Origin of the sequence: Streptococcus suis (genome assembly GCF_017601095.1) — a bacterium.
GTDB lineage: Bacteria > Bacillota > Bacilli > Lactobacillales > Streptococcaceae > Streptococcus > Streptococcus suis_Z.
The window spans coordinates 199079-224647 of the sequence record NZ_JAGFUX010000001.1 but is presented as its reverse complement, the minus strand read 5'-3'; the positions used below and the strand labels follow the sequence as shown (position 1 = coordinate 224647).

Genomic DNA, 25569 nt, shown 5'->3' with positions numbered 1-25569 from the left:
TCTGGGTATCAATTGCAGACACACAAAGCCCCCGTTTATCCTTGGTGTGAATAAAAAGCCTGATTTAGATGGAGATCAAAAAGGCATCATTCCAGAGCAGGCTATCGAGAATGCGAACGCTCAGGCCAACCAGAGAGCCCTAGAGCGGTCTATTCGGCACACCAAGGAACAAATCTATGAAGCAAAGAAACTAGACAACACAGAGCTAATCGAGCGCTATACATCGAAGTTAGGCAAGCAGAAAAGTGCTTTAAAATCCTATCTTGATAAACACAAGTTTCTTTATCAGGATAGAGAGAGGGAGAAGTATCAGAAGGACCCTGTGTATTGGGCAGATACAGAGTTGAGGCAGAGAAATAAAATCAAGAAGGAAAAGTCTGAATACGATGAAATTAAGAACTTATTAGGTGAATACGCTCCATCATCACTAGCAAAATATCGAAATATGAGATATAATAACAGTGAAGAATACAAAGAGCTAAAATCCTTGGTCAATAGCATTGAAACAATGCTAGAAGTTAGAAAAAACACTGTTACACTTGATGACGAAAAAGTTCCCGTATTATCTCAACCTAATAGCGCTATTGATTTATACAAAGATGGCGAATTAATTCAACGTCGCTACTTCGGTAAGACTGGTAAAGCTAAGTTTGACATTGATAACACCGATCATATGAGGCCTGATATCCATAAGATAGTCCCACATTCCCATGATTGGACTTGGTGGAAAGATGAGAAAGGCAATCCTAAGAAGAAACGTTCAAAAGAGAGAGAATTAACTTTAGCTGAACGAATCGCAAATAAAGATTTGAAAGGAATTAGACATGATGAATAGTTTTTTTAAATCCCTAGACGATTTCAGAGAAAGCATAGAATGTGGTGAAGAATATAACCTCAAGTTGAATGGAATAGACTACTACATTGGCTATTCAGGGGATGATAATGTAATTTCTGAACCTTTTGGTGTCAATGAGCAAAAATTTAGTAGCTTTGATGAATTGTTAGACCTTGACTTGCACGGTACAACTTTAAGAAAAAGCTGGATGTTGTTAACAGCATAATAATTTAAGCATTCGAGATATCGAGTGTTTTTTGTTTCAAAAAAACAGAAATGAGAAACTATGAATAGGCGAATGAAGCATTAATATCACCTAGTATTATCCGAATTAAACGAGAGTTTCAACAAATTTGTACATTTTTTGATATAATAGGAAGAATAGTAATTTGAAGGAATTAGATATGAATATTCAACAATTGCGCTATGTGGTGGCGATTGCCAACAGCGGGACTTTTCGTGAGGCGGCTGAAAAGCTCTATGTCTCCCAACCGAGTTTGTCCATTTCTATTCGGGATTTAGAGAAGGAGTTGGGGTTTCAGATTTTTAGTCGGACCAGTGCTGGTACAGTTTTAACCAAGCGAGGGATGGAGTTTTATGAGCAGGCTCAGAACTTGGTCAAGGGATTTGATAAGTTTGAAAATTATTACTTGCAGGTTGAAGAAAAGGAGAAGAGCTTTTCCATTTCCAGTCAGCACTATGATTTTCTTCCCCCTCTGATGACAGAATTTTCAAAAACACATCCGCAATACCCTCATTTTCGGATTTTCGAATCAACCACTGTTCAGATTTTGGATGAAGTGGCTCAGGGCTATAGTGAACTGGGGATTATCTACCTCAACAATCGTAATACCAAAGGCATTATGCAAAAATTGGAAAAGTTGCAACTGGAAGTTTTTGATTTGATTGATTTTCAGACCCATGTTTATCTGAGAGAAGGGCATCCATTAGCCCAAAAAGAAGTAGTCCAATTGGAAGACTTAAAGGGCTTGCCGACGGTTCGGTTTACCCAGGAAAAAGAAGCCTATCTCTACTATTCAGAAAACTTTATTGATACATCGGATTCGCCCGTTGTGTTTGATGTAACCGATCGTGCAACCTTAAATGGAATCTTGGAGCGGACGGATGCCTATGCAACTGGTTCAGGATTTTTGGACAGTGAGAGTGTGAATGGTATCGTTGTGGTCCCATTGGAACATGGGATCGACAATCGAATGGTTTATGTGAAGAGAGAAAACTATGAACTTAGTCAGTGTGCTAAGGATTTCGTAGTCTTGATGGAGGATTATTTTGCAAAACAAAAACATACTAACTAGAGTGCTAGGGATTCTCGTGTTGGTTGCAAGTTTGATTGGCTTGGATCAGTGGCTCAAGGCTTGGACAGTAGCCACTATTGAGCTCGATACGGTTGTGGATTTTATCCCAGGTTTTATGAGCCTGGCTTACTTGCGCAACTATGGTGCGGCTTGGTCAATCCTGCAAAACCAGCAATGGTTTTTTACGATTGTAACGCTAGTTGTAATGGCAGGCTTGGTTTGGTATTTGGCAAAATCAATCCGTGGCAGTTTGTTTACCTTGTTTAGTCTATCCTTGATTATAGCAGGTGGTTTGGGAAACTTTATTGATCGCTTGCGCTTGGGTTATGTAGTGGACATGTTCCACCTGGATTTTATCAGCTTTCCTGTGTTCAACCTGGCAGATGTTTGCCTGACTGTTGGAGTGGGCTTGCTGTTAATTTGTATCATGAAAGAAGAGAGTAATGGAAGTAAAAGTTGAGATTGGTGGCGTTCGTCTAGACAAGGCCTTGGCGGATTTGACAGATTTGTCTCGTTCAGTTGCCAATGAACAAATTAAGGCTGGTCTGGTTTTGGTCAATGGCCAAGCCAAGAAAGCTAAATATAGTGTGCAGGCAGGAGATGTGATTTCTTATCAGGTGCCAGAAGTGGAAGAAATCGACTATGTGGCTGAAGATATCCCTTTAAAAATTGTCTATCAAGATACGGATGTTGCTGTGGTCAATAAACCTCAAGGTATGGTGGTTCACCCATCTGCAGGCCACACATCAGGAACCTTGGTCAATGCCCTCTTATACCATGTGAAAGATTTGTCAGGCATCAATGGTGTTTTGCGACCAGGAATTGTTCATCGGATTGACAAGGATACATCTGGCTTGCTCATGATTGCCAAAAATGATGAAGCACATACAAAACTTGCAGCTGAATTAAAAGAGAAAAAATCCCTCCGTAAGTACCTGGCCATTGTACACGGTAATCTGCCAAATGACCGTGGTGTGATTGAGGCGCCGATTGGTCGTTCGGAAAAAGACCGAAAAAAACAGGCTGTGACTGCTAAAGGGAAAGAAGCTGTCACTCGTTTCCAAGTTTTGGAGCGTTTTTGCGATTATACCTTGCTTGAGTTGACCTTGGAAACAGGACGAACTCACCAAATTCGTGTCCACATGGCCTATATTGGGCATCCAGTTGCGGGTGATGAAGCTTACGGTCCAAGGAAAACTCTTAAAGGGCATGGCCAGTTTCTTCATGCACAGACACTTGGATTTACTCACCCAAGAACGGGAGAGTTAGTCGAGTTTACGGCAGAAGCGCCAGCTATTTTCCTAGAAACACTTGAAAAACTACGTAAGACAAATGGTTTATGAAAACCTGTTCATCTTGCCCATTTGCAAAAAATCTGCTAGACTAGTAAGGAAAAATAGAAGGAGATTGTGAAAATGGAAACTTTGCCAAATTGCCCAAAGTGTCATTCTGAATATGTTTATGAAGACGGTGCCCTCTTGGTTTGCCCTGAGTGTGCTTATGAGTGGAACCCAGCAGATGTAGCTGAGGAAGAAAGTGGACCTGTTGCAATTGATGCCAATGGTAATCGTTTGGCGGATGGTGACACGGTAACTCTGATTAAGGACTTGAAAGTCAAGGGTGCACCAAAGGATCTTAAGCAAGGTACGCGTGTTAAAGGTATTCGTATCGTCGAAGGTGATCACAATATCGACTGTAAAATCGATGGTTTTGGTGCCATGAAGTTGAAGTCAGAATTCGTTAAGAAAATCTAAAAAAAAGGACTGGTCAATCCAGTCTTTTGTCGTTTTTGAAAGGATAGTATGAAGAATCAAAGTTTTTTATTTTATAGCAGGTGTTTACTGGCTGCTTTAGCGATTGCGGGAACTGCTCTAGAAATCATTAAATATGGTATTGGCATGCTCATGTACTACACGGTGCAGTCTAACCTGTTGGTATCCGTTTTTGCGGTCTATATGGTTTATGCCATGACCAAGGGAACGGACTTGCAGACTAGCAAGTTTCTACGGATTAAGGCAGCGGTGACTATGTCCATTTTGATTACCTGTGTGGTCTATCATTTTATGTTGGCACCTTTGGCAGATGATTTTTGGCGACTGGAAAATTTGCTCTGCCATTACATCGTTCCTCTCTATTTCTTGTTGGATACCTTGCTGGTGGACCGTCAGCGGCAGTACAAGTGGTTTGATCCGATTTGGTGGACCGCTCTGCCCTTGTTTTATATGGTTTTTGGTTTGATCAATGGCTTTTTTATCAAGATTCCCATCCCAGATGCCAAGGACAGTCCCTTTGCTTATTTCTTCCTAAACGTGCCAAAGTATGGTTGGCCTTATGTTTTGACCTATGCAGGTGTAATCTTTGTGGCTTATCTCGTTGTTGGATTTTTCTTGTTTTTTGTCAAAAGCTGGCGCGCCAATCGAGTAGGGGCTAACCAGCCAACTGCCTAAAGACGAACGATTTTCAGAAAAAATGGAAAATCTTGTCTTCTGGCACAATTTGTGCTATACTTTGCTTAATCAATCCTTTAATATCTGTCCCGTGAGGCAGTCAAGGAGAATCAAGTAAAGAAGGTGGCTGGCTCTACCTGTATTTTCTGAAGTCTCCGAAAAGGAGACTTTTTTTCATGAAAAGGAGTAAGGAATGAAAACAAAAGTGATCGTCGATGACATGACCATGAAACGGGCCATTACCCGAATTACCTATGAGATCATCGAGCGCAATAAGAATTTGGACACTATTGTCCTAGCTGGGATCAAAACCAGAGGTGTCTTTATTGCTCGTCGGATTCAAGAGCGATTGAAGCAGTTGGAAGGAATCGATGTTCCCCTGGCTGAACTGGATACCAAACCATTCCGAGATGATGTGAAGGTGGAGGAAGATACAACGCTTATTACAACGGATGTCAATGACCGAGATATTATCTTGGTTGATGACGTGCTATATACCGGCCGAACAATCCGTGCTGCGATTGACAACGTGGTTTCTCTTGGTCGTCCTGCCCGTGTCAGCTTGGCCGTACTCGTTGACCGTGGTCACCGTGAATTACCTATCCGTGCAGATTATGTTGGAAAAAATATTCCAACCAGCCGTTCGGAGGAAATTATTGTACAAATGGCTGAAATTGATGAGCAAGATGCGGTCTTGCTAGTTGAAAACGCCTAGTCTTGGCTAGAAAGTTTGGGGATTCCTGATGACGGTTGACAATGGACAGGTGAAATTGCCACATGTGGTGTCAATGGAAGAGCTGACAACTGAAGAGGTGATGGGACTAATTCAGCGAGGGCTAGCTTTTAAAAATGGGCAGGCCCAGCCAAATTCTGTTTCGCATCTTGTAGCAGCAAATCTCTTTTTCGAAGACTCCACGCGCACGCACAAGTCGTTTGAAATGGCAGAAATTAAGCTAGGAATGGAACGGATTGATTTTAACGCCAGCACAAGTTCGGTAAATAAGGGTGAGACCTTATATGACACAATTTTAACAATGTCAGCTCTGGGTGTGGATGTCTGTGTTATTCGCCATCCAGCGGTTGAATATTATAGAGAACTGATTGACAGTACGACTATTAAACCAGCGATTGTCAATGGAGGGGATGGCTCTGGTCAACATCCCAGTCAATCTTTGCTGGATTTGATGACAATCTATGAAGAATTTGGATCTTTTTCAGGTTTGAAGGTTTTGATTGCTGGTGACTTACGTCATTCGAGAGTAGCTCGTTCCAACATGGATATTCTCCACCGCCTAGGCGCTCAGCTATTTTTCTCAGGGCCTAAGGAATGGTATGATTCTGCATTTGATGTGTATGGAAGCTTTGTGGACTTAGACCAGGTGATTGAGGAGCTGGATGTTCTCATGCTCTTGCGTGTCCAACATGAACGCCATGATGGGGCAACAAGTTTTTCAAAAGAAGCCTATCATCAGACCTTTGGATTGACAGAAAACCGCTATAAGCTATTGAAACCAGAAGCCATCATCATGCATCCTGCCCCTGTCAACCGCGGGGTTGAGATTGTAGACCAGCTTGTGGAAGCTGAAAAATCTCGGATAACAGTCCAGATGGAAAATGGGGTGTATGTACGGATGGCCATTTTAGAGGCAGTTCTAGCCGATCGGGCATAGGATTGAAACGTTAAGAGACTCCAGAGAGGGTCCACGAAAGAGGAAACAATGGGAAAAAGACTTTTAATTTTGGAAGATGGGACAATTTTTGAAGGGCAAGCCTTCGGAGCTAACATTAGTGTGACTGGTGAAATTGTCTTTAATACTGGTATGACAGGTTACCAAGAATCTATTACGGATCAGTCCTATAATGGGCAAATTTTGACCTTTACCTATCCCTTGGTTGGAAATTATGGGATAAACCGTGATGACTATGAATCGATTCGTCCGACCTGTAAAGGTGTGGTCGTGAGCGAGTGGGCAAGACGGGCAAGTAACTGGCGCAATCAGCTTACTTTGGATGAATTTTTGAAAGCCAAAAAAATCCCTGGTATTTCAGGAATTGATACGCGGGCTCTGACAAAGATTATTCGAAAACATGGGACCATGAAAGCGACGATGGCGGATGTTGGGGATTCTGTCGAACACCTATCAGATCAGCTGCGTGCGACAGTCTTGCCGACCAATAATATTGCACAGGTTTCTACGAAAACGGCCTATCCAGCTCCAGGAACGGGTAAGAATATAGTTTTGGTGGATTTTGGATTGAAGCATTCTATTTTGCGCGAGTTGGCAAAGCGAAACTGTAATGTAACTGTTGTCCCTTACGATACCAGTGCCCAAGAAATTCTAGACTTAGCGCCAGATGGAGTGATGCTGTCCAATGGCCCGGGAGATCCAGATGATGTTGCTGATGTTTTGGAAATGATTCGGACTGTACAAGGTCAGATTCCAATCTTCGGAATTTGTATGGGACACCAGTTGTTTGCCAAGGCCAATGGCGCCAAGACCTACAAGATGAAATTTGGTCACCGTGGTTTTAACCATGCTGTCCGAGAAATTGCAACTGGTCGAGTAGATTTTACCAGTCAAAACCATGGATTCGCAGTATCGAGAGAAGACTTGCCGGAATGCCTTATGATAACTCATGAGGAAATTAATGACAAATCCGTTGAAGGAGTACGTCACCGCCATTATCCTGCCTTCTCGGTCCAATTCCACCCAGATGCAGCGCCTGGTCCACACGATGCAAGTTATCTTTTTGATGAATTTATGGACTTGATTGATGCCTTTCAATCGCAGAGATGATTCTGCCAAATTGGAAGGATTAGAGTGAGTGATGGGAAGACAAAATAGACTAATCTGTTAGAGTATTTTGTCCTTCTAGCCAAAGTTCTAGTGACCTTTGCTAACTTTGATACTAGCAGTAAGGTTTATCTAATATCGAGCTAAACCTTACTGCGTCGGACTTATCTTATTTAATGTCGCTCAGAGAGGCGACGAATAGAAAGGAGAAGATACAGGTTCGAGTTTCCTATTCGAACACGCCCTAAGGTCTGTGCGAAAAAGATAAACGTCGTCTTGATGCTTGAAGCATCAGCGTCGCGTTTCCTATTTTCGCTTTGTCCTCTTAACGGGCTTTGTATCATACATTATGCCAAAACGTACGGATATTAAGAAAATTATGGTGATTGGGTCTGGTCCGATTATTATCGGTCAGGCTGCGGAGTTTGATTATGCTGGGACTCAGGCTTGTTTGGCTTTGAAGGAAGAAGGCTATAGTGTTGTCTTGGTCAATTCAAACCCTGCGACCATTATGACAGACAAGGAAATAGCAGACAAGGTCTATATTGAACCGATTACGCTTGAATTTGTCACACGGATTTTACGGAAGGAGCGTCCAGATGCTCTCTTGCCAACCCTGGGTGGTCAGACTGGTCTCAATATGGCCATGGAATTGTCTAAGGCTGGTATTTTAGATGAGCTTGGAGTTGAGTTGTTGGGAACTAAACTGTCTGCAATTGATCAGGCAGAGGACCGCGACCTCTTCAAACAACTCATGGAAGATCTCAATCAGCCTATTCCTGAGTCAACGATTGTAACGACAGTTGAAGAAGCTTTGGAATTTGCTGCTGAAATTGGTTACCCTGTCATTGTTCGCCCAGCCTTCACGTTGGGTGGTACTGGCGGTGGTATGTGTGCCAATGAAGAAGAACTGCGTGAAATTGCAGAAAATGGACTAAAATTGTCACCGGTGACCCAGTGTTTGATTGAACGTTCGATTGCTGGTTTCAAAGAAATTGAATACGAAGTGATGCGCGATGCGGCTGACAATGCCTTGGTCGTATGTAACATGGAAAACTTTGACCCTGTGGGAATTCATACAGGAGATTCTATCGTATTTGCCCCAACACAGACGCTTTCAGATATTGAAAACCAGATGCTGCGTGATGCCAGCCTCAGCATTATTCGTGCCCTCAAAATCGAAGGGGGCTGTAATGTGCAATTGGCACTAGATCCACATAGTTTCAAATACTATGTCATTGAAGTAAACCCACGGGTTTCTCGTTCATCTGCCTTGGCATCAAAAGCAACGGGCTATCCTATTGCAAAATTGGCAGCAAAAATTGCGGTTGGCTTGACCTTGGATGAAATGGTGAACCCTGTTACAGGAACAACCTATGCCATGTTTGAGCCTGCACTTGACTACGTTGTGGCAAAAATTCCACGTTTCCCATTTGATAAGTTCGAAAAGGGAGAACGTCGCCTTGGAACGCAGATGAAGGCAACTGGTGAGGTCATGGCCATTGGTCGCAATATCGAAGAAAGTTTGCTCAAGGCTTGCCGTTCTTTGGAAATAGGAGTCTATCACAATGAAATGCCTGAACTCAGCCAAGTGACAGATGACCAATTGGTTGAAAAGATTGTCAAGGCACAGGATGATCGTTTATTCTATCTTTCAGAAGCCATTCGACGTGGCTATACAGTAGAAGAATTGGCTCAGTTGACCAAGATTGACCTTTTCTTCCTTGATAAGCTGCTTCATATCTTAGAAATCGAGCAGGAATTGGCAACGGATTTTGATAATATTGATTTATTGAAAAAAGCCAAGAAATATGGTTTTGCAGACCGCAAGATTGCGGAACTCTGGGGCAGAACTGAATCCTACATCCGTCAACTACGGACAGAGCACAAGATTGTCCCTGTTTACAAGATGGTGGACACCTGTGCGGCCGAGTTTGAAAGTGCTACACCTTATTTCTATTCAACTTATGAGTGGGAAAATGAGTCCAACCGTTCGGAGAAAGAATCTGTTTTGGTGCTGGGTTCTGGCCCAATCCGTATCGGACAGGGTGTGGAGTTTGACTATGCGACGGTGCATTCTGTCAAGGCTATTCAGGCGGCTGGCTACGAAGCCATCATTATGAACTCAAACCCTGAAACAGTGTCAACTGACTTTTCGGTCTCGGACAAGCTTTACTTCGAGCCCTTAACCTTGGAAGATGTCTTGAATGTGATTGACCTTGAGAAACCAAAAGGGGTTATCGTTCAGTTCGGTGGCCAGACGGCCATCAATTTGGCAGAGCCATTGGCCAAAGCAGGTATTCCAATCTTGGGGACACAGGTGGCGGATTTGGATAGAGCTGAAGACAGGGATTTATTTGAGAAAGCTCTGAAAGACCTAGGTATTCCACAGCCACCAGGCCAAACCGCAACCAACGAAGAGGAAGCACTAGAAGCGGCCCGCAAAATTGGTTTCCCGGTACTTGTTCGTCCCTCTTATGTCTTGGGCGGTCGTGCTATGGAAATTGTCGAAAATGAAGCGGATTTGCGTTCTTATATGAGAACGGCGGTCAAGGCTTCGCCAGAACATCCTGTTTTGGTGGATTCTTATATCGTCGGTCGTGAGTGTGAAGTCGATGCCATTTCAGATGGTAAGGATGTCTTGATTCCAGGTATTATGGAACACATCGAACGTGCAGGGGTTCACTCAGGTGACTCGATGGCCGTTTATCCGCCACAAACCTTATCTAAAGAGGTGCAGGCGACTATTGCAGACTACACCAAACGCTTGGCAATCGGTCTCAACTGTATCGGTATGATGAACATCCAGTTTGTTATTAAGGATGAAACGGTCTATGTCATTGAGGTCAATCCTCGTGCCAGTCGTACGGTGCCATTCTTGTCCAAAGTCACAGACATTCCAATGGCTCAGGTTGCAACCAAATTGATTTTGGGGCAAAGTCTTGCGGAACTGGGTTACCAAGACGGTCTTTATCCTGAGAGCAAGCAAGTGCACGTCAAAGCACCTGTATTCTCATTTACAAAATTGGCTAAAGTTGACAGTTTGTTAGGACCAGAGATGAAGTCAACCGGTGAGGTAATGGGGTCAGATATGACCTTGGAGAAGGCTCTCTATAAGGCCTTTGAAGCAAGTTACCTGCATTTGGAAGATTTCGGCACTATCGTCTTTACAGTTGCAGATGAGGACAAGGAGGAGGCCTTCCGTCTAGCGGAAAGATATCGTGAAATTGGCTTTATTATTGCGGCTACAAGTGGTACGGCAACTGCCTTCCAAGCCAAGGGCTTAGACTGTCTGCCTGTTGGTAAAATCAGTGGAGACCAAAGAGAGTCGATTCCTCAGCTGGTCCGTAAAGGCAAGGTGCAAGCCATTGTCAATACAGTAGGCAAAAAGCGTGTGGCAGACGTGGATGGAGAGGTCATTCGTGCATCTGCTATCGAAGCAGGAATTCCGCTTTTTACAGCCTTAGACACTGCCGCGGCCATGTTGGCTGTGCTAGAAAGTCGCAGTTTTTCGACGCGAGCAATTTAGGAGATAAAAAATGAAGGTTCATTTAGTGGATGAGTTTGGGAAAGTAAAAGAAGTGAAGGCTGGTTTTTCATGGACAACCTTTTTCTTCAAGTTTTTTGTACCTCTGATTCGTGGTGATCTAAAATGGTTTGCGATTATTTTAGTAGCATTCTTGTTTGCCTTGTCAATTGATCGTCGCTTTGATATTCCCTTTATCAATACTGGCTTTGGGATTTTGTGGGGCTATCTCTACAATAGAATCTATATCAAGGAAGCCTTGGCAAAAGGATGGCGTCCGGTTAGTGAAGCTGATCAGGAAGCCATTCGCCAATTTCTACAATCTTAAGCCTTGATTCACAAAGAGATTTAAGCGTGACTTCGTAAGAAGTCACGCTTTTCCTTTTCATGTCACGTAGTAGAACTCTTATATGTACATGCTTGATTCGTATAGTATTTGATTTTTCTTTGAGAAATAGTATAATAAATTTAAAGAGAGGTGAGAGTGATGAATAGACCTAAAAGTACACCAACAATTCAGATTATTCTGAGGATAATTTATGTGATTGCGTTGATTTATTATTTATGTAACGGTAATGTATTTTTTGATTATGTCATCATTGCCACAGGAATCGGAGCATTTTTTTCTCCAATAATATATTTTTTATTAGTAGGGGTTGCTGTTTTTACAAATTATAATAAGTAGCTGTTACTAGTTTTAGATAGATTTCCAGAATTGACACCTAATATTTCATTTTAGGTGTTTTTTTTGTATTCAAAAGAAGGGAGAGCAAATGGTAACACCTCTTGGTGCAATGCGAATTGAACTAGAATTAGATAGTTCAAAATTTTCGAGTGGACTCAATGCCAGTAAGAAGGCTGTTAATTACTTTAAAGCTGAAGCTAAGGCGTTAGATGGCGATGGGGCTTATTCAATTTCAGCAGAATTGAGTTTTTTTGATATAATGTTCAATATGAATGTAATCGTCACAACAAGTCTACGGATGAATCAGACATTGGTTTTATGGGCACAGGAAATAGCAGAGCAGCTCAATCTAGACTATCAAGACCGTCGAAAGAGGTCTGTCCAGTCTATCCTAGCAAAAACAGAAGCTGATGCGGTACTGGTTGTTTATCAGGACCAGCTAGTCTTGGAAGAAAAAACTGGGCAACGGTTCTTTTTCCATCCCGATACAGCTATCTTGCGGATCAAGTCTGGTCGAGATCCGCTTTTGGAGTTGCTTGGACCAGATGAACAATCTGTCCTAGACTGCACCATGGGTCTAGCATCTGATAGTATTGTCCTAGCTAGTGCGGGTCATCAGGTGACAGCCTTGGAGAGTTCACAGCTTATTCATTTTATGGTGAGCCAGGGGTTAAAAGAGTATGATAGTGGCAAAGAAGTGGTTAATCAAGCCATGCGGTCTATTCAGACAATTTGGGCAGATAGTTTGGCATATTTGAAAGAGCAGGCCGATTTATCAGTTGATGTCATTTACCTTGACCCCATGTTTTCGCAGGAGATTACGGAATCGGATAATCTTGCCGGACTAAAACCCTTTGCCAATTACTCAGCTCTTTCTGAAGAATTTTTGAGCGAATGTAGGCGCGTGGCGCGTGAAAAGATTATTTTAAAGGCGCATTTTAGAGATCAGACATTTGAAAAATTTGGTTTTAGACGCCATATCAGACCCAATCAAAAATTTCACTATGGAGAAATCATCTTGGAGAACGAAAAATGAAAATACTTGTAACAGCCTTTGATCCTTTTGGCGGAGAGTCCATCAATCCAGCACAAGAAGCTGTCCGTTTATTACCGAAAAAGATCTTGGGTGCAGATATAGAAACCTTGTTTGTTCCGACTGTGTTTCACTTGTCTGCCCAACAATTGGAAGAGAAGTGGGAAAGAAGTCAACCGGATGTCGTCTTGTGTATCGGCCAAGCAGGAGGGCGGCCTGATCTGACTCCGGAGCGCGTTGCTATCAATTTAGACGATGCACGAATTCCAGATAATCAGGGGCAGGCTCCGATTGATGCAAGCATTCGTCCAGATGGTCCAGCAGCCTATTTTTCAACCTTGCCCATAAAAGCAATGGTTCAGGCTATTCGTCAGGTTGGACTACCTGCTTCGGTGTCAAATTCGGCAGGGACCTTTGTCTGCAATCATCTCATGTATCAGGCCCTTTATTTGGCTGAGAATCGCTTTCCAAATTGTAAGGCAGGTTTTCTTCATATTCCTTTCTTACCGCAACAGGTAGTTGATAAGCCAGGTCTTCCATCGATGAGTCTGGCGGATATTGTCCGTGGTTTGGAAGCAGCCATAGAAGCACTTGTTCAGGTTGGAGATGGTCAGGATATCCTCATGCAAGATGGAAAGACACATTGAGGTGTGAGATGAGAGAAGAACGAATTCAAGAGATGGAGGCTGCCTTTCAGCAACAAGAAGCCTTAATGCGTCAAGTGGAATCCTTGCTAGCTCAACTAGAAACTAGTCAGCCTATTTTTCAAGAATTATTAGCTTATTATCAGTCGTCACAATTTCTATCTGATATGGAATGGGCAGATCGTCAGGAAAGCCTGCCATTTCCTTGTGGAATATTGAGTCAAGATGGTTTTTACAATTTTTTACTGGAGCGTCAGGAAGTTGGGAAAAGTCTTACAGAAATCGGCAAGGAATGGAGTCGTTAAAAAATCAAAAGGATGTCAAGTTTTTTTCTTGACAGGCTCAAAATATGTGTTATAATAGAACATGTGCTAAATAGCTCTGCTATTTCACCGAATAAAAAATATAAAGAAAAGAGAATATTTAAAAATGGCAGTAAAAATCCGTTTGACTCGTATGGGTTCTAAAAAGAAACCTTTCTACCGTATTAACGTTGCAGATTCACGCGCACCACGCGATGGTCGTTTCATCGAAACAGTTGGTACTTACAACCCACTTTTGGCTGAAAACTCAGTAACTCTTAAAGAAGAGCGTGTTCTTGAGTGGTTGGCAAAAGGTGCACAACCATCTGACACAGTTCGTGCCCTTCTTTCAAAAGCTGGTGTATTGGCTAAATTCCACGATCAAAAATTCTCTAAATAAGAATAGTAAGCGAGAACACTTATGGACATGATTGAAAATCTGATTATCTCAATTGTGAAACCCTTGATTTCACAGCCTGAAAGTCTGACGATTAAAATCGAAGACACACCTGAATTTTTGGAATATCATTTAGACTTGGATCAGTCTGATATTGGCCGTGTGATTGGTAAGAAAGGTCGCACAATTTCGGCAATCAGAACAATCGTTTATTCTGTTCCAACAAGTGATAAAAAAGTTCGTCTCGTTATTGATGAGAAATAAGTAATTCCACCCTTGGGTGGTTTTTACTTTTGCTTGGGGGGCTAGATAAGTCCCCTCTTCTTTTGAAAGGGGTAATGATGCAGTTAATTTGGTCCTATTTAAAAAAATATCCAAAATGGTTGGTTTTGGATTTGGTTGGTGCCTTGTGTTTCGTGGTGGTCAACTTGGGTCTGCCAACTTTCTTGGCTCGAATGATTGACCAGGGGATTACCAAGCAGGATCAGGGGCAGCTTTATTACTGGGCTTTGATGATGCTCTTGATTGTGGTCTTGGGGATTGTTGGTCGGGTTGTATTGGCCTATGCGGCGGGGCAGTTGACTACCAATATTGTCAAGGATATTCGAAATGATCTCTATGAGAAAATACAAGATTATTCCCACCATGAGTACGAGCAGATTGGGGTTTCGTCTTTGGTGACACGGATGACCAACGATGCCTTTGTTCTTATGCAGTTTGCGGAGCAGGTCTTGAAGTTGGGGATTATCACGCCTTTGATGATGATTGCCTCTGTTATCATGACCTTATTGACCAGTCCAGGTCTGGCTTGGACGGTGGCAGTAGCTATGCCTTTCTTGGTTTGGGTTATTGTCTATGTGGCTATTAAGACCCGTCCTCTGTCTGAGCAGCAGCAAAAACGCTTGGACACCATTAACCAGTATGTGCGTGAAAATCTTATGGGTTTGCGGGTCATTCGTGCCTTTGCTCGTGAAGATTTTCAGGAGGAGCGGTTTGAGGAGGTCAATCAGGACTATACCCAGACCTCGAAACGCTTGTTTAACTTGACGGGTTTGACCGAGCCGCTGTTTGTGCAGATTATCATTGCGATGATTGTGGCGATTGTCTGGTTTGCCCTTCCTCCTTTGGCAGAGGGAAGTTTGCAGATTGGGGACTTGGTGGCCTTTATCGAGTATAGTTTCCATGCTCTTTTTTCATTCTTGCTCTTTGCCAATCTCTTTACCATGTATCCTCGTATGGCGGTTTCGAGCCGGCGGATTCAGGAAGTTTTGGACATGCCCATTTCCATTTCCAAGAATGAAGACGGGATTACAGAGACAGAAACGCGTGGTTACTTGGAATTTGATAATGTGACCTTTGCCTATCCTGGTGAAACGGAATCGCCTGTGTTGCACAATATTTCCTTCAAGGCTAAGCCAGGAGAAACCATTGCTTTTATCGGTTCGACAGGTTCTGGTAAGTCTTCTTTGGTCAACTTGATTCCGCGTTTCTACGATGTGACCTTGGGTCGAATCTTGGTAGACGGTGTGGATGTTAGACGTTACAATCTAAAGGCTCTCCGCAGCAAGATAGGCTTCATTCCGCAGAAAGCTCTGCTATTTACCGGAACAATCGCGGAAAACCTCAAGTACGGGAAGCTGGATGCGAGTTTGGCGGAGTTGCATGAGGCGGCGGATGTGGCCCAGGCCAAAGACTTTATCGAGAGCAAGGAGGAGCAGTTTGACACCCACTTGGCAGAGGGCGGGAGCAACCTGTCGGGCGGGCAAAAGCAACGCTTGTCCATTGCCCGTGCTATTGTCAAGCAGCCGGATATCTACATCTTTGATGATTCCTTCTCGGCCTTGGACTATAAGACGGATGCAGTTTTGCGGGCTCGCTTGAAGGAAGTGACAGAGAATGCGACGGTGCTGATTGTGGCTCAGCGGGTCGGGACCATTATGGGTGCGGACCAGATTATCGTGCTCAATGAAGGCGAGATTGTCGGTCGCGGTACCCATAGTGAGCTCATGGAAAACAATGACATTTACCGTGAGATTGCTAATTCACAACTTAATCGCCAGTCCTTGACTGAGACAGAAGAATAGGAGGAAGTCATGAAAGAACAGAATGTATTTGGCCGTATCTGGCTCTATTTGAAAAACTATCAGGCTTCCATTTATCTGGCTGTTTTGATGAAGGTTGTCAGTGCGGTTATGAATGCCTTGGAGCCCTTTGTGTTGGGCTTGATCATCACGGAGTTGACCGCTAATCTCTTGGATATGGCAAAAGGTGTGGACGGTGCTGGTATCAACACCAGCTACATTGCAACTATGTTGGCAATCTACGCCCTGCGTGCCCTTTTTTACGAACTGGGTGCCTATTTTTCCAACTATTTCATGACCAAGGGTGTGCAGTCGGCTATTCAGCAGCTCCGCAATGACCTGTCTGCCAAAATCAATCGGATTCCAGTTGCCTATTTTGACAAGCACCAGTACGGTGATTTGCTGGGTCGATTTACTAGCGATGTGGAAACGGTGTCCAATGCCCTGCAACAGAGTTTCTTGCAGATTGTCAATGCTGTTTTGACCTTGACTTTGGCCTTGAGCATGGTCTTCTACCTAAATGCTTCTTTGGCGGTAGTGGTCTTAATTTTGGTGCCTGTAACTTATTTCTCGTCCAAGTTTATCATCGGCAAGTCCCAGCCCTATTTCAAGCAACAGGCTGATGCTCTCGGCCGCCTCAACGGCTTTGTGCAGGAAAACTTGACAGGTTTCAACGTCCTCAAACTCTACGGACGCGAGGAGCAGTCCACTCAAGAATTTCGCCAGATTACCGAGGATTTGCAGGCAGTTGGTTTCAAGGCTAGCTTTGTTTCAGGCTTGCTCATGCCAGTCGTGCAGGGCTTTTCCAACCTGACCTATGTGGTCATCGCCCTCTTGGCAGGTCTCAAAGTCCTAGCGGGGCAGTTGACCATTGGTAACATGCAGGCTTTTGTTCAATATGTCTGGCAGATCACCCAGCCAGTTCAAACCTTGACTCAGCTGGCACCCCAGTTGCAGTCTGCCAAATCCTCCCTGGAACGCATCTTTTCTGTCCTCGATGAGCTGGATGAATCTACCGCCAATGCGAGCGAACTAGACCAAGCCCTGACCGGACAAGTCAGCTTTGAGAACGTTGAATTTGGCTACGCAGCCGATAAGCCCCTCATTCGCAACTTCAACTTGGAAGTTAAACCTGGTGAAATGGTGGCTATTGTCGGACCGACTGGTGCAGGAAAGACAACCTTGATTAACCTGCTTATGCGGTTTTACGATGTCAATTCAGGATCTATCAAGGTGGACGGTAAGGATATTCGGGACTTATTTCGTCAGTCCTACCGTCGCCAATTCGGCATGGTCTTGCAGGATGCCTGGCTCTACGAAGGGACTATTAAGGAAAACCTGCGTTTTGGCCGTCTGGATGCGACGGATGAGGAGATTGTCGAAGCAGCAAAAGCAGCCAATGTTGACCACTTTATCCGTACCCTACCAGGTGGCTACAACATGGAGATGAATCAGGAGTCCAGCAATATCTCTCAAGGACAGAAGCAGCTCCTGACCATTGCCCGTGCCCTCTTGGCTGATCCAGCAATCTTGATTCTGGACGAGGCGACTTCCTCAGTCGATACCCGTCTGGAACTCTTGATTCAAAAAGCTATGAAACGCCTCATGCAAGGGCGGACCAGCTTTGTCATTGCCCACCGCCTCTCAACTATTCAGGAAGCGGATAAGATTCTCGTCCTCAAAGACGGACAGATTATTGAACAGGGCAACCATGATAGCCTACTGGCGGACAAGGGTTTCTATTATAACCTCTACCAAAGCCAGTTTAGTGAAAGTAAATAACGAAAGAGGCTGGGACAAAAGTCCTGGCCTCCTTAGTTTTTTTTTTCGATAGTTAAACTTGACGCAGTGGTTGAGTGGCTTTAACAGTCCAGTGGAATGTTAAAGGTTGGAGATAAGATTTGAACAGCAAATCTCAGCAATTCGTGTTTTACACTCCAAATCTGGCCTCTACGGCTGACGCGAACAAAGTTCGCTCTATTTCCAACCTCCAAAGGTTCCCCAAACCTTTGGAGCTGTGCGGGGGTGGGCTAACGAATCATCGAACCCTGCAGGTTACCGATTTTTGTCCCACTCCCTTTTTCAACTTGTGAAATCAACTCTATCATGGTAGAATGGAATGATAGAAATCCAAAGGAAGTTTGTATGAATTATTTTAACGTTGGTAAGATTGTCAATACCCAAGGCTTGCAGGGAGAAATGCGGGTTCTATCTGTATCAGACTTTACAGAAGAACGCTTCAAAAAAGGATCAAAACTAGCTCTTTTTGATGATAAGGACGTGTTTGTCCTGGAAGTGGAGATTGCCAATCACCGCAAGGCCAAGAACTTTGATATCATCAAGTTCAAGGGGATGTACCATATCAATGACATTGAGAAGTACAAGGGCTTCAGCCTGAAAATTGCGGAAGAAAACCTGTCAGACTTGGATGAGGGTGAATTCTACTACCACGAGATTATCGGTTTGGATGTCTATGAGAATAACCAGTTGATCGGACAGGTCAAGGAAATTTTGCAACCTGGTGCCAACGATGTCTGGGTTGTCAAGCGAAAAGGTAAGAAAGACTTGTTGCTTCCCTACATTCCACCGGTTGTTCTTAATGTTGACATTGAAAACAATCGGGTCGATGTGGAGTTGCTAGAGGGGCTGGACGATGAAAATTGATATTTTGACCCTCTTTCCAGAGATGTTTGCCCCCTTGGAGCATTCTATTGTTGGCAAGGCACGGGAGAAGGGTTTGCTGGAAGTCAATTACCATAACTTTCGCGAACAGGCAGAAAAATCACGTCACGTTGATGATGAGCCTTATGGTGGTGGACAGGGCATGTTGCTACGGGCCCAGCCCATTTTTGATACCATGGACCAGATTGAACATACCAATCCTCGTGTTATCTTGCTAGACCCTGCTGGGCGGACTTTTGACCAAAGCTATGCAGAAGAACTTGCACAGGAAGAGCAGTTGATTTTTATTTGCGGTCACTATGAAGGCTATGATGAGCGGATTAAGACCTTGGTGACAGATGAGATTTCCCTCGGAGATTATGTTCTGACAGGTGGAGAATTGGCAGCCATGACCATGATTGATGCCACGGTCCGCCTGATTCCAGAGGTTATTGGCAAGGAAGCCAGCCATACGGATGACAGTTTCTCATCAGGCTTGCTGGAGTATCCGCAGTACACCCGTCCTTACGAATATCGGGGCATGGTCGTGCCCGATATCCTCATGAGCGGCCACCATGAAAATATCCGCAAATGGCGTCTGGAGCAGAGTTTGAGAAAAACCCTGGAACGCAGACCAGACTTGCTGGAGCGGTATGAATGTACGGCAGAAGAAGCAAGATTACTAGAAAAAATAAAAGCAGAGAAGACAGCAGACTAACTGTCTTTTCTTGATAGGAGAAGACATGGTAGAGTTTAGAAAAGAATTTGAAACGGCAGAGCCCTATAAGATTGCTAGCCGTGCCACCTACAACCTAGGGGACAATGAAAATCGCCTGATTGACTGGTCCTTTTTAGCGGAAGAAACCCTCAAAAGCCTGCAAACCAGTGAGCTGACCTTTTATGGCGACAACCGCTATGCTGAACTCCTGACAGCTTATGCTACCTACGCCAAAGTCAAGCCAGAGCAGGTGACGGTTGGTGTGGGCTCAGACTTCCTCATTCACATGATTATCACCACCTTTCTCAAGAACGATGATGTTTTCTTGACTGTCAATCCAGACTTTTTTATGTACCAGGTCTATAACACCATGCACGGCAGTCAGTTTGAGCGGGTGGATTTGGATTGGGAAAAAGGCAGCCTCAGCTTGTCTGCGGATAAGGTGCTAGCCCATGCCCAAACAGTAGGAGCCAAGGTCATCATGCTGTCCAACCCCAATAATCCGTCTTCTGTGGCTCATGACCCACAGGAATTGGAAAAGATTATCGCCAACTTTTCAGGCTTGGTGGTCATAGATGAAGCCTATATCGAGTTTGCAGCTTGTCCTAGCTTTGTTGAAAAAATCAATGACTATGACAATCTGATTGTCTTGCGGACCTTGTCTAAGGCTTTTGGCTTGGCGGGTGTCCGACTGGGCTTTGCCCTTGCTAATGAAGGCTTGATTTACGAGATTGACAAGGTCATTCCGCCTTACAGCTTGTCCAATTTAGCCGCTCGAATGGGTACCGTTGCTCTCGGTTATACTGAGCAGGTTCTTGCCTGTATCGAAGACATCAAAGAACTGCGACAGGACTTTTTAGCCTTCTTAGAGACCTTGCCAGAAGTACAAGTTTTGCCAAGTCAAGCTAGCTTTGTCACCTTCACGGCACCCTGGGCAGCCCAGTTGCATCAGGAAGCAATAAGTAATGGCTGGAATTTCAAATATTACACCGAGGGTCGATTAACCAACTATATCCGCATGTCCATGGGTCGTCCTGAAGAGATGGAAAAGATGAAAAGTAGAATTAGAAAACTAGTGGAAGGATAATTTCCGCTAGTTTTTTAATTTTTTGAAAGTTTTTGATAGAAAATGATTGACATTGATAGATTTTCCTGTATAATGATTTTTGTAAACGATTGCAGGAGGTGGACAAAATTCTAAAGTCTGAACGCAAACAATTGATTCTAGATAGGTTGGCTGAGCAGCAGTTTGTCCGATTAGAAGAATTAATTGACATTCTAAGTACATCAGAATCAACTGTTCGTAGGGATTTGGATGAATTAGAAGCTTCTGGAAAACTACGCCGTGTACACGGTGGTGCGGAGGCACCGACCAATTTACAAACGGAAGAATCCATTCAAGTAAAATCTGTCAAAAACGTTCAAGAAAAGCAGCAATTAGCACAAGCTGCCGCGGCTTTGATTGAAGATGGTGATGTGATTTTTATCGATGCAGGAACAACGACGGACTTGATGATTCCTTATTTGAATCAAGTAAACTTGACCGTTGTGACTAATTCGATTCACCATGCGGTGAAATTGGTGGAACGTGCTATCAAAACGATTATCATTGGTGGTTTTGTTAAGGAATCAACAGACGCTTCTGTTGGTCCCCAAGCTGTTGAGCAGATCCAACGATTGAACTTCGACAAGGCTTTTCTAGGAATGAACGGAGTTGATAAGGACTATCTCACCACACCTGATGTGGAAGAGGCAGCTATTAAACGAACAGTTTTGGAAAATGCCAAGCAACCCTTTGTTCTGGTAGATTCTTCCAAGTTTGGACAATATTCCTTTGTAAAAGTTGCTCGAGTCGAGCGGGTCAGCCTCATCACTCAAAGTCGTGACACAGTCTTGTTAGATAGTTTAAGAAAAAAAACGAGGACAATAGAAGTATGATATTTACAGTAACGCTGAATCCAGCGATTGACTATATCATTCGCTTAGAACAGGTTGAAACTGGTAGTGTCAATCGAATGGACAGTGATGATAAATATGCTGGTGGAAAAGGGATTAATGTTAGTCGCGTCTTAAAGCGCTTGGGCTATCCCAACACAGCAACAGGTTTTTTGGGCGGCTTTACGGGCCAGTTTATCAAGGATGGCTTGGATAGCGAAGGCATTACAACTGATTTTGTAGCTGTTGACCAAGATACACGGATCAACGTGAAAATTAAGGCAGACCAAGAAACGGAAATCAACGGTTTAGGTCCAATTGTGACCGATACTCAATTGGCAGAATTAGAAATGGTTTTGGCTGGTTTAACTGACCAGGACACAGTTGTCTTTGCCGGTTCAGCACCGGCTAGTCTTGGAAATGAAGTCTACAATAGACTGATTCCTGTGGCGAAAAAAGCGGGGGCTCAAGTAGTTTGTGACTTTGAAGGGCAAACTCTTCTAGACTCATTAGCTCACCAACCACTCTTGGTCAAGCCGAACAATCATGAATTGGAAGCTATTTTCAATGTTGAATTGAGTGGCATTACAGACATCGAGACCTACGCTAAGAAAATCTTAGAAATGGGTGCTCAGAATGTTATCATTTCCATGGCAGGGGATGGGGCTTTGTTGGTCACTCCAGCAGCTACTTACTTTGCCAAACCAATCAAGGGTACAGTGAAAAACTCTGTCGGAGCCGGAGACTCCATGGTGGCAGGATTTACTGGCGAATATGTTCGCTCACAAGACCCAATCGAAGCTCTCAAATGGGGAGTTGCTTGCGGTACGGCAACAGCCTTTTCAGATGATTTGGCAAGTATCGAATTTATTAAGGAAACTTATGAAAAAGTTGAGGTAGAAACACTATGAAAATTCAAGACGTTTTGAGAAAAGATGTCATGTTGCTTGATTTGCAAGCGACAAGCAAGGAAGCAGTTATCGATGAAATGATTGCTAGTTTGGTTGATAAAGGTTATGTCACTGATTTTGATGTTTTCAAAACAGGTATCATGAACCGTGAAGCACAAACAACTACTGGTCTTGGCGACGGTATTGCCATGCCACATGCTAAGAATGCTGCTGTAAAAGAGGTAACAGTTCTCTTTGCTAAATCAAACAAGGGCGTTGACTATGCAAGTCTTGATGGTCAACCAACTGACTTATTCTTCATGATTGCAGCTCCAGAAGGTGCCAACGACACACACTTGGCTGCCCTTGCTGAATTGTCTAAATACTTGATGAAAGCTGGTTTTGCGGACAAACTTCGTGGCGTTTCTAGCCCAGAAGAAGTCATTGCAGTCTTTGATACAGCTGAAGCAGCAGACAAGGCGGCAGAAGAAGTGGTTGCAGCTCCAAGTGGCGATCGTCCATTTATCGTTGCTGTTACAGCATGTACAACTGGTATTGCTCACACTTACATGGCAGAAGAAGCTCTTAAGAAGCAAGTTGCTGAGATGGGTGTTGATATCAAGGTTGAAACAAACGGTGCTTCAGGCGTTAGTAACAAACTAACTGCTGAAGACATTAAGAATGCGGCAGGTGTAATCATCGCAGCAGATAAGGCTGTTGACATGCCTCGTTTCAATGGTAAAGCATTGGTATCTCGTCCAGTTGCTGCTGGTATCAAACAACCAGAAGAATTGATTAACATCATCTTGGACGGTAAAGCGTCAACTTATACAGCGACAGAAGGAGCAGCTACTGTGGAATCTTCAGAAAAACTCAGCCTTGGTAAAGCATTCTATAAACACTTGATGAGCGGTGTTTCTCAAATGTTGCCATTCGTTATTGGTGGCGGTATCTTGATTGCCCTTGCTTTCTTGTTTGATAACTTGCTCGGTGTACCAAGCGACAGTCTTGGTAGCCTGGGGTCATACAACGAAATCGCAGCGATGTTCATGAAGATTGGTGGAGCAGCCTTTGGCTTCATGTTGCCACTCCTTGCAGGTTACATTGCTTACTCAATCGCTGAAAAACCAGGTTTGGTTGCAGGTTTCGTAGCTGGTGCAATTGCTAGTAGCGGTCTTGCTTTCGGTAAAATCCCTTATGCAGCTGGTGGTGAAGAAACCCTTGCCCTTGCTGGTGTATCATCTGGTTTCTTGGGTGCCCTTGTTGGTGGTTTCCTTGCTGGTGGTGTAGTGCTCGTTCTTCGTAACGCTTTGCGTAACATGCCAAAATCACTCTAAGGTTTGAATGCAATCTTGCTCTTGCCACTTTTGGGTACAGCTATCACTGGTTTCTTGATGTTCTTTGTCAACATCCCAATGGCAGCTATCAACACTGGTATGAACAACTTCCTTGCAGGTCTTGAAGGTAGCTCTGCTATTCTCCTCGGTCTTGTCCTCGGTGGTATGATGGCAGTCGATATGGGTGGTCCAGTCAACAAGGCAGCTTATGTCTTCGGTACGGGTACCCTTGCAGCAACTGTTGCAGACGGTGGTTCTGTTGCCATGGCAGCGGTTATGGCAGGTGGTATGGTTCCACCGTTGGCAGTATTCGTTGCAACCCTTCTTTACAAAAATAAATTCACGCAAGAAGAGCGTAACTCAGGTTTGACAAATATCGTAATGGGTCTGTCATTCATCACTGAAGGTGCGATTCCATTTGGTGCAGCTGACCCAGCTCGTGCAATCCCAAGCTTTATCGCTGGTTCTGCTCTTGCAGGTGCCTTGGTAGGTTTGTCGGGTATTCAATTGATGGCTCCACACGGTGGTATCTTCGTTATCGCCTTGACTTCAAATCCATTGCTTTACATCCTTTATGTATTGATTGGTGCGGTTGTGTCTGGTGTCCTTTACGGAGCTCTTCGTAAAGCTAAATAAGTTTGAAAACCTTGTCAAGTGACAAGGTTTTTTCTCTTTTCTCCTATTATTTATGGTATAATAGGGATGAATATTTTCGTGTAAGGAGTTTAGTTATGGAGATTATCCGCGATAAAGAGTTTGTTAACCAGTACCATTTTGACGCCCGTAATAAAGAATGGGAAAAGGAGAACGGTGTTCCAACCACCAAAATCAAGGTTGACTTTCAACTTTTAGAAAGAAGTCAAGAAAAAAATACTACAACCTTAGTTAATATCCTACGATTCATGATTGTCTTAGAGCATCATGTGATTTCAGGTGCGTTTAGCCAACGTGTGCAATTGGTTGACCGCTTGGTACAAGAACCAACAGAATTTACAGCTGAAGAGAAACATACCTTGATAGAACCACTATTGGATATCTTAAAACGAATGACATACGATGTGACAGAAATCGCATTCGATGCACCTGGTGTGAACTTGGAGTTTTAATCAATGAAATTAGCAATTATCACGGATTCTTCAGCAAGTTTGGCCATTTCAGAGAGTCAAAAGAACAATCTTTTTGTTCTTACCATTCCTGTTACTATTGATGGTGAATCCTATGTTGAAGGTTTGAATCTAACGGTAGAAGAATTCTACGAGAAAATGGCCCAATCCAAAGAATTACCAATGACCAGCCAGCCTAGTTTGATGGAACTGGAAGAGATTTTGGCGAGTTTGAAAGAGCAAGGTTATACTCATGTCATTGGTCTCTTTTTGTCATCAGGAATTTCAGGTTTCTATCAGAATATCCAATATTTGAAAGATGAATTTGACGGTTTAATAGTTGCCTTTCCAGATACCAAAATCACTTCAGCTCCTTTGGGAATGATGGTAGAAAATGTACTCAAATGGGCAGAAATGGGTTTGGATTTTGAGACTATTTTGTCTAAACTAGATCAGCAAATCCAAGCAACTAAGGCCTTCATTATGGTGGATGATCTCAATCACCTGGTAAAAGGTGGCCGCCTATCAAATGGTGCTGCCTTATTGGGCAATTTGTTGAGCATCAAACCCATTCTTCATTTTACTTCCCAAGGAAAAATTGAAGTTTATGAAAAAGTTCGGACGGAGAAAAAAGCAATCAAGCGCTTGATTGATATTCTCCAAGAAGAAACAGCAGAAGGGCAGTACCAGATTGCTATTATCCATGCCAATGCGCCTGAAAAAGCTGAAAACTTTAAAGTGCAGCTGGAAGAAGCAGGTGTTGGTAGTGATTTGCCAATTGTATCATTTGGTTCGGTTATTGGCACACATTTGGGAGAAGGGGCAGTGGCCTTTGGAATTTCTCCCATTATTGAATAGGAGTTT

Annotated in this window: 27 protein-coding genes and 1 pseudogene; all 28 read left to right on the top strand. The window is 43.6% G+C overall.

The window, feature by feature from the left end:
* Nucleotide 1: 1 nt before the first annotated feature.
* The 28 genes and pseudogenes from J5566_RS01165 to J5566_RS01030 all read left to right on the top strand — a co-directional run bounded on the left by J5566_RS01165 (nucleotide 2) and on the right by J5566_RS01030 (nucleotide 25563).
* Complete coding sequence (locus J5566_RS01165) at nucleotides 2–835, top strand: phage minor capsid protein (protein WP_208561784.1); 834 nt, start codon at nucleotides 2–4, stop codon at nucleotides 833–835.
* Nucleotides 825–1061 carry a hypothetical protein gene (locus tag J5566_RS01160; protein ID WP_172059062.1) on the top strand — a complete coding sequence of 79 codons (237 nt, stop codon included), beginning with the start codon at nucleotides 825–827 and terminating at the stop codon, nucleotides 1059–1061. Before J5566_RS01165 ends, J5566_RS01160 begins: the two co-directional genes overlap by 11 nt.
* A gap of 178 nt (nucleotides 1062–1239) precedes the next feature.
* The gene (locus J5566_RS01155; protein WP_208561726.1) at nucleotides 1240–2151 is read left to right on the top strand and encodes a LysR family transcriptional regulator; all 912 of its coding nucleotides are present in this window, start codon (nucleotides 1240–1242) and stop codon (nucleotides 2149–2151) included.
* Nucleotides 2126–2611 carry a signal peptidase II gene (gene lspA, locus J5566_RS01150; RefSeq protein WP_244228909.1) on the top strand — a complete coding sequence of 162 codons (486 nt, stop codon included), beginning with the start codon at nucleotides 2126–2128 and terminating at the stop codon, nucleotides 2609–2611. Before J5566_RS01155 ends, lspA begins: the two co-directional genes overlap by 26 nt.
* Entirely contained in the window at nucleotides 2595–3494 is a 900-nt protein-coding gene (locus J5566_RS01145; protein WP_208561725.1) for an RluA family pseudouridine synthase, read from the top strand. The genes lspA and J5566_RS01145 overlap by 17 nt, the downstream gene beginning before the upstream one ends.
* 72 nt (nucleotides 3495–3566) lie before the next feature.
* Nucleotides 3567–3905, top strand: a complete 339-nt coding sequence (locus J5566_RS01140) for a zinc ribbon domain-containing protein YjdM (protein WP_044759226.1) — start codon at nucleotides 3567–3569, stop codon at nucleotides 3903–3905.
* 48 nt (nucleotides 3906–3953) lie between these two features.
* Nucleotides 3954–4598, top strand: coding sequence for a Pr6Pr family membrane protein (locus J5566_RS01135; protein WP_208561724.1), 645 nt, complete (start codon nucleotides 3954–3956; stop codon nucleotides 4596–4598).
* 193 nt (nucleotides 4599–4791) lie between these two features.
* Entirely contained in the window at nucleotides 4792–5313 is a 522-nt protein-coding gene (gene pyrR / locus J5566_RS01130; protein ID WP_208561723.1) for a bifunctional pyr operon transcriptional regulator/uracil phosphoribosyltransferase PyrR, read from the top strand.
* A 28-nt stretch (nucleotides 5314–5341) separates the two neighbouring features.
* Complete coding sequence (locus J5566_RS01125) at nucleotides 5342–6268, top strand: aspartate carbamoyltransferase catalytic subunit (RefSeq protein WP_208561722.1); 927 nt, start codon at nucleotides 5342–5344, stop codon at nucleotides 6266–6268.
* Nucleotides 6269–6316: 48 nt separating this feature from the next.
* Nucleotides 6317–7396: a carbamoyl phosphate synthase small subunit gene (locus J5566_RS01120; RefSeq protein ID WP_208561721.1), complete on the top strand. Its 1080-nt coding sequence runs from the start codon at nucleotides 6317–6319 to the stop codon at nucleotides 7394–7396.
* Between the two features lie 346 nt (nucleotides 7397–7742).
* Nucleotides 7743–10922 (top strand): carbamoyl-phosphate synthase large subunit, encoded by a 3180-nt coding sequence (gene carB / locus J5566_RS01115; RefSeq protein ID WP_208561782.1) that lies wholly within the window; start codon nucleotides 7743–7745, stop codon nucleotides 10920–10922.
* Between the two features lie 10 nt (nucleotides 10923–10932).
* A complete protein-coding gene (locus tag J5566_RS01110) occupies nucleotides 10933–11247 on the top strand; it encodes a hypothetical protein (protein ID WP_208561720.1) in 315 nt (104 codons plus the stop codon).
* A gap of 159 nt (nucleotides 11248–11406) precedes the next feature.
* On the top strand, nucleotides 11407–11604 hold the full coding sequence (locus J5566_RS01105) for a hypothetical protein (RefSeq protein WP_208561719.1): 198 nt from the start codon (nucleotides 11407–11409) through the stop codon (nucleotides 11602–11604).
* 268 nt (nucleotides 11605–11872) lie between these two features.
* Nucleotides 11873–12640, top strand: a complete 768-nt coding sequence (locus tag J5566_RS01100; protein WP_208561781.1) for a class I SAM-dependent methyltransferase — start codon at nucleotides 11873–11875, stop codon at nucleotides 12638–12640.
* Nucleotides 12637–13284, top strand: a complete 648-nt coding sequence (pcp, locus tag J5566_RS01095) for a pyroglutamyl-peptidase I (RefSeq protein ID WP_208561718.1) — start codon at nucleotides 12637–12639, stop codon at nucleotides 13282–13284. The genes J5566_RS01100 and pcp overlap by 4 nt, the downstream gene beginning before the upstream one ends.
* Before the next feature lie 8 nt (nucleotides 13285–13292).
* Nucleotides 13293–13586 (top strand): DUF4298 domain-containing protein, encoded by a 294-nt coding sequence (locus J5566_RS01090; RefSeq protein WP_208561717.1) that lies wholly within the window; start codon nucleotides 13293–13295, stop codon nucleotides 13584–13586.
* 124 nt (nucleotides 13587–13710) lie between these two features.
* Nucleotides 13711–13983 carry a 30S ribosomal protein S16 gene (rpsP, locus tag J5566_RS01085; RefSeq protein WP_158454794.1) on the top strand — a complete coding sequence of 91 codons (273 nt, stop codon included), beginning with the start codon at nucleotides 13711–13713 and terminating at the stop codon, nucleotides 13981–13983.
* 21 nt (nucleotides 13984–14004) lie between these two features.
* Nucleotides 14005–14244, top strand: coding sequence for a KH domain-containing protein (locus tag J5566_RS01080; protein WP_158454796.1), 240 nt, complete (start codon nucleotides 14005–14007; stop codon nucleotides 14242–14244).
* 77 nt (nucleotides 14245–14321) lie between these two features.
* The gene (locus J5566_RS01075) at nucleotides 14322–16064 is read left to right on the top strand and encodes an ABC transporter ATP-binding protein (RefSeq protein ID WP_208561780.1); all 1743 of its coding nucleotides are present in this window, start codon (nucleotides 14322–14324) and stop codon (nucleotides 16062–16064) included.
* Nucleotides 16065–16073: 9 nt separating this feature from the next.
* A complete protein-coding gene (locus tag J5566_RS01070) occupies nucleotides 16074–17843 on the top strand; it encodes an ABC transporter ATP-binding protein (RefSeq protein ID WP_208561716.1) in 1770 nt (589 codons plus the stop codon).
* Between the two features lie 363 nt (nucleotides 17844–18206).
* Nucleotides 18207–18725 carry a ribosome maturation factor RimM gene (rimM, locus tag J5566_RS01065; protein ID WP_208561715.1) on the top strand — a complete coding sequence of 173 codons (519 nt, stop codon included), beginning with the start codon at nucleotides 18207–18209 and terminating at the stop codon, nucleotides 18723–18725.
* Nucleotides 18715–19440 (top strand): tRNA (guanosine(37)-N1)-methyltransferase TrmD, encoded by a 726-nt coding sequence (gene trmD / locus J5566_RS01060; protein WP_208561714.1) that lies wholly within the window; start codon nucleotides 18715–18717, stop codon nucleotides 19438–19440. Before rimM ends, trmD begins: the two co-directional genes overlap by 11 nt.
* Before the next feature lie 25 nt (nucleotides 19441–19465).
* Nucleotides 19466–20527: a pyridoxal phosphate-dependent aminotransferase gene (locus tag J5566_RS01055; RefSeq protein ID WP_208561713.1), complete on the top strand. Its 1062-nt coding sequence runs from the start codon at nucleotides 19466–19468 to the stop codon at nucleotides 20525–20527.
* A 98-nt stretch (nucleotides 20528–20625) separates the two neighbouring features.
* Nucleotides 20626–21378, top strand: a complete 753-nt coding sequence (locus J5566_RS01050; RefSeq protein ID WP_348002269.1) for a DeoR/GlpR family DNA-binding transcription regulator — start codon at nucleotides 20626–20628, stop codon at nucleotides 21376–21378.
* Nucleotides 21375–22286, top strand: coding sequence for a 1-phosphofructokinase (gene pfkB / locus J5566_RS01045; RefSeq protein WP_208561712.1), 912 nt, complete (start codon nucleotides 21375–21377; stop codon nucleotides 22284–22286). Before J5566_RS01050 ends, pfkB begins: the two co-directional genes overlap by 4 nt.
* Nucleotides 22283–24238: pseudogene (locus J5566_RS01040) on the top strand (PTS fructose transporter subunit IIABC). Before pfkB ends, J5566_RS01040 begins: the two are co-directional and overlap by 4 nt.
* 95 nt (nucleotides 24239–24333) lie before the next feature.
* On the top strand, nucleotides 24334–24708 hold the full coding sequence (locus tag J5566_RS01035) for a DUF1149 family protein (RefSeq protein ID WP_208561711.1): 375 nt from the start codon (nucleotides 24334–24336) through the stop codon (nucleotides 24706–24708).
* Nucleotides 24709–24711: 3 nt separating this feature from the next.
* A complete protein-coding gene (locus J5566_RS01030) occupies nucleotides 24712–25563 on the top strand; it encodes a DegV family protein (RefSeq protein ID WP_208561710.1) in 852 nt (283 codons plus the stop codon).
* Nucleotides 25564–25569: the final 6 nt, after the last annotated feature.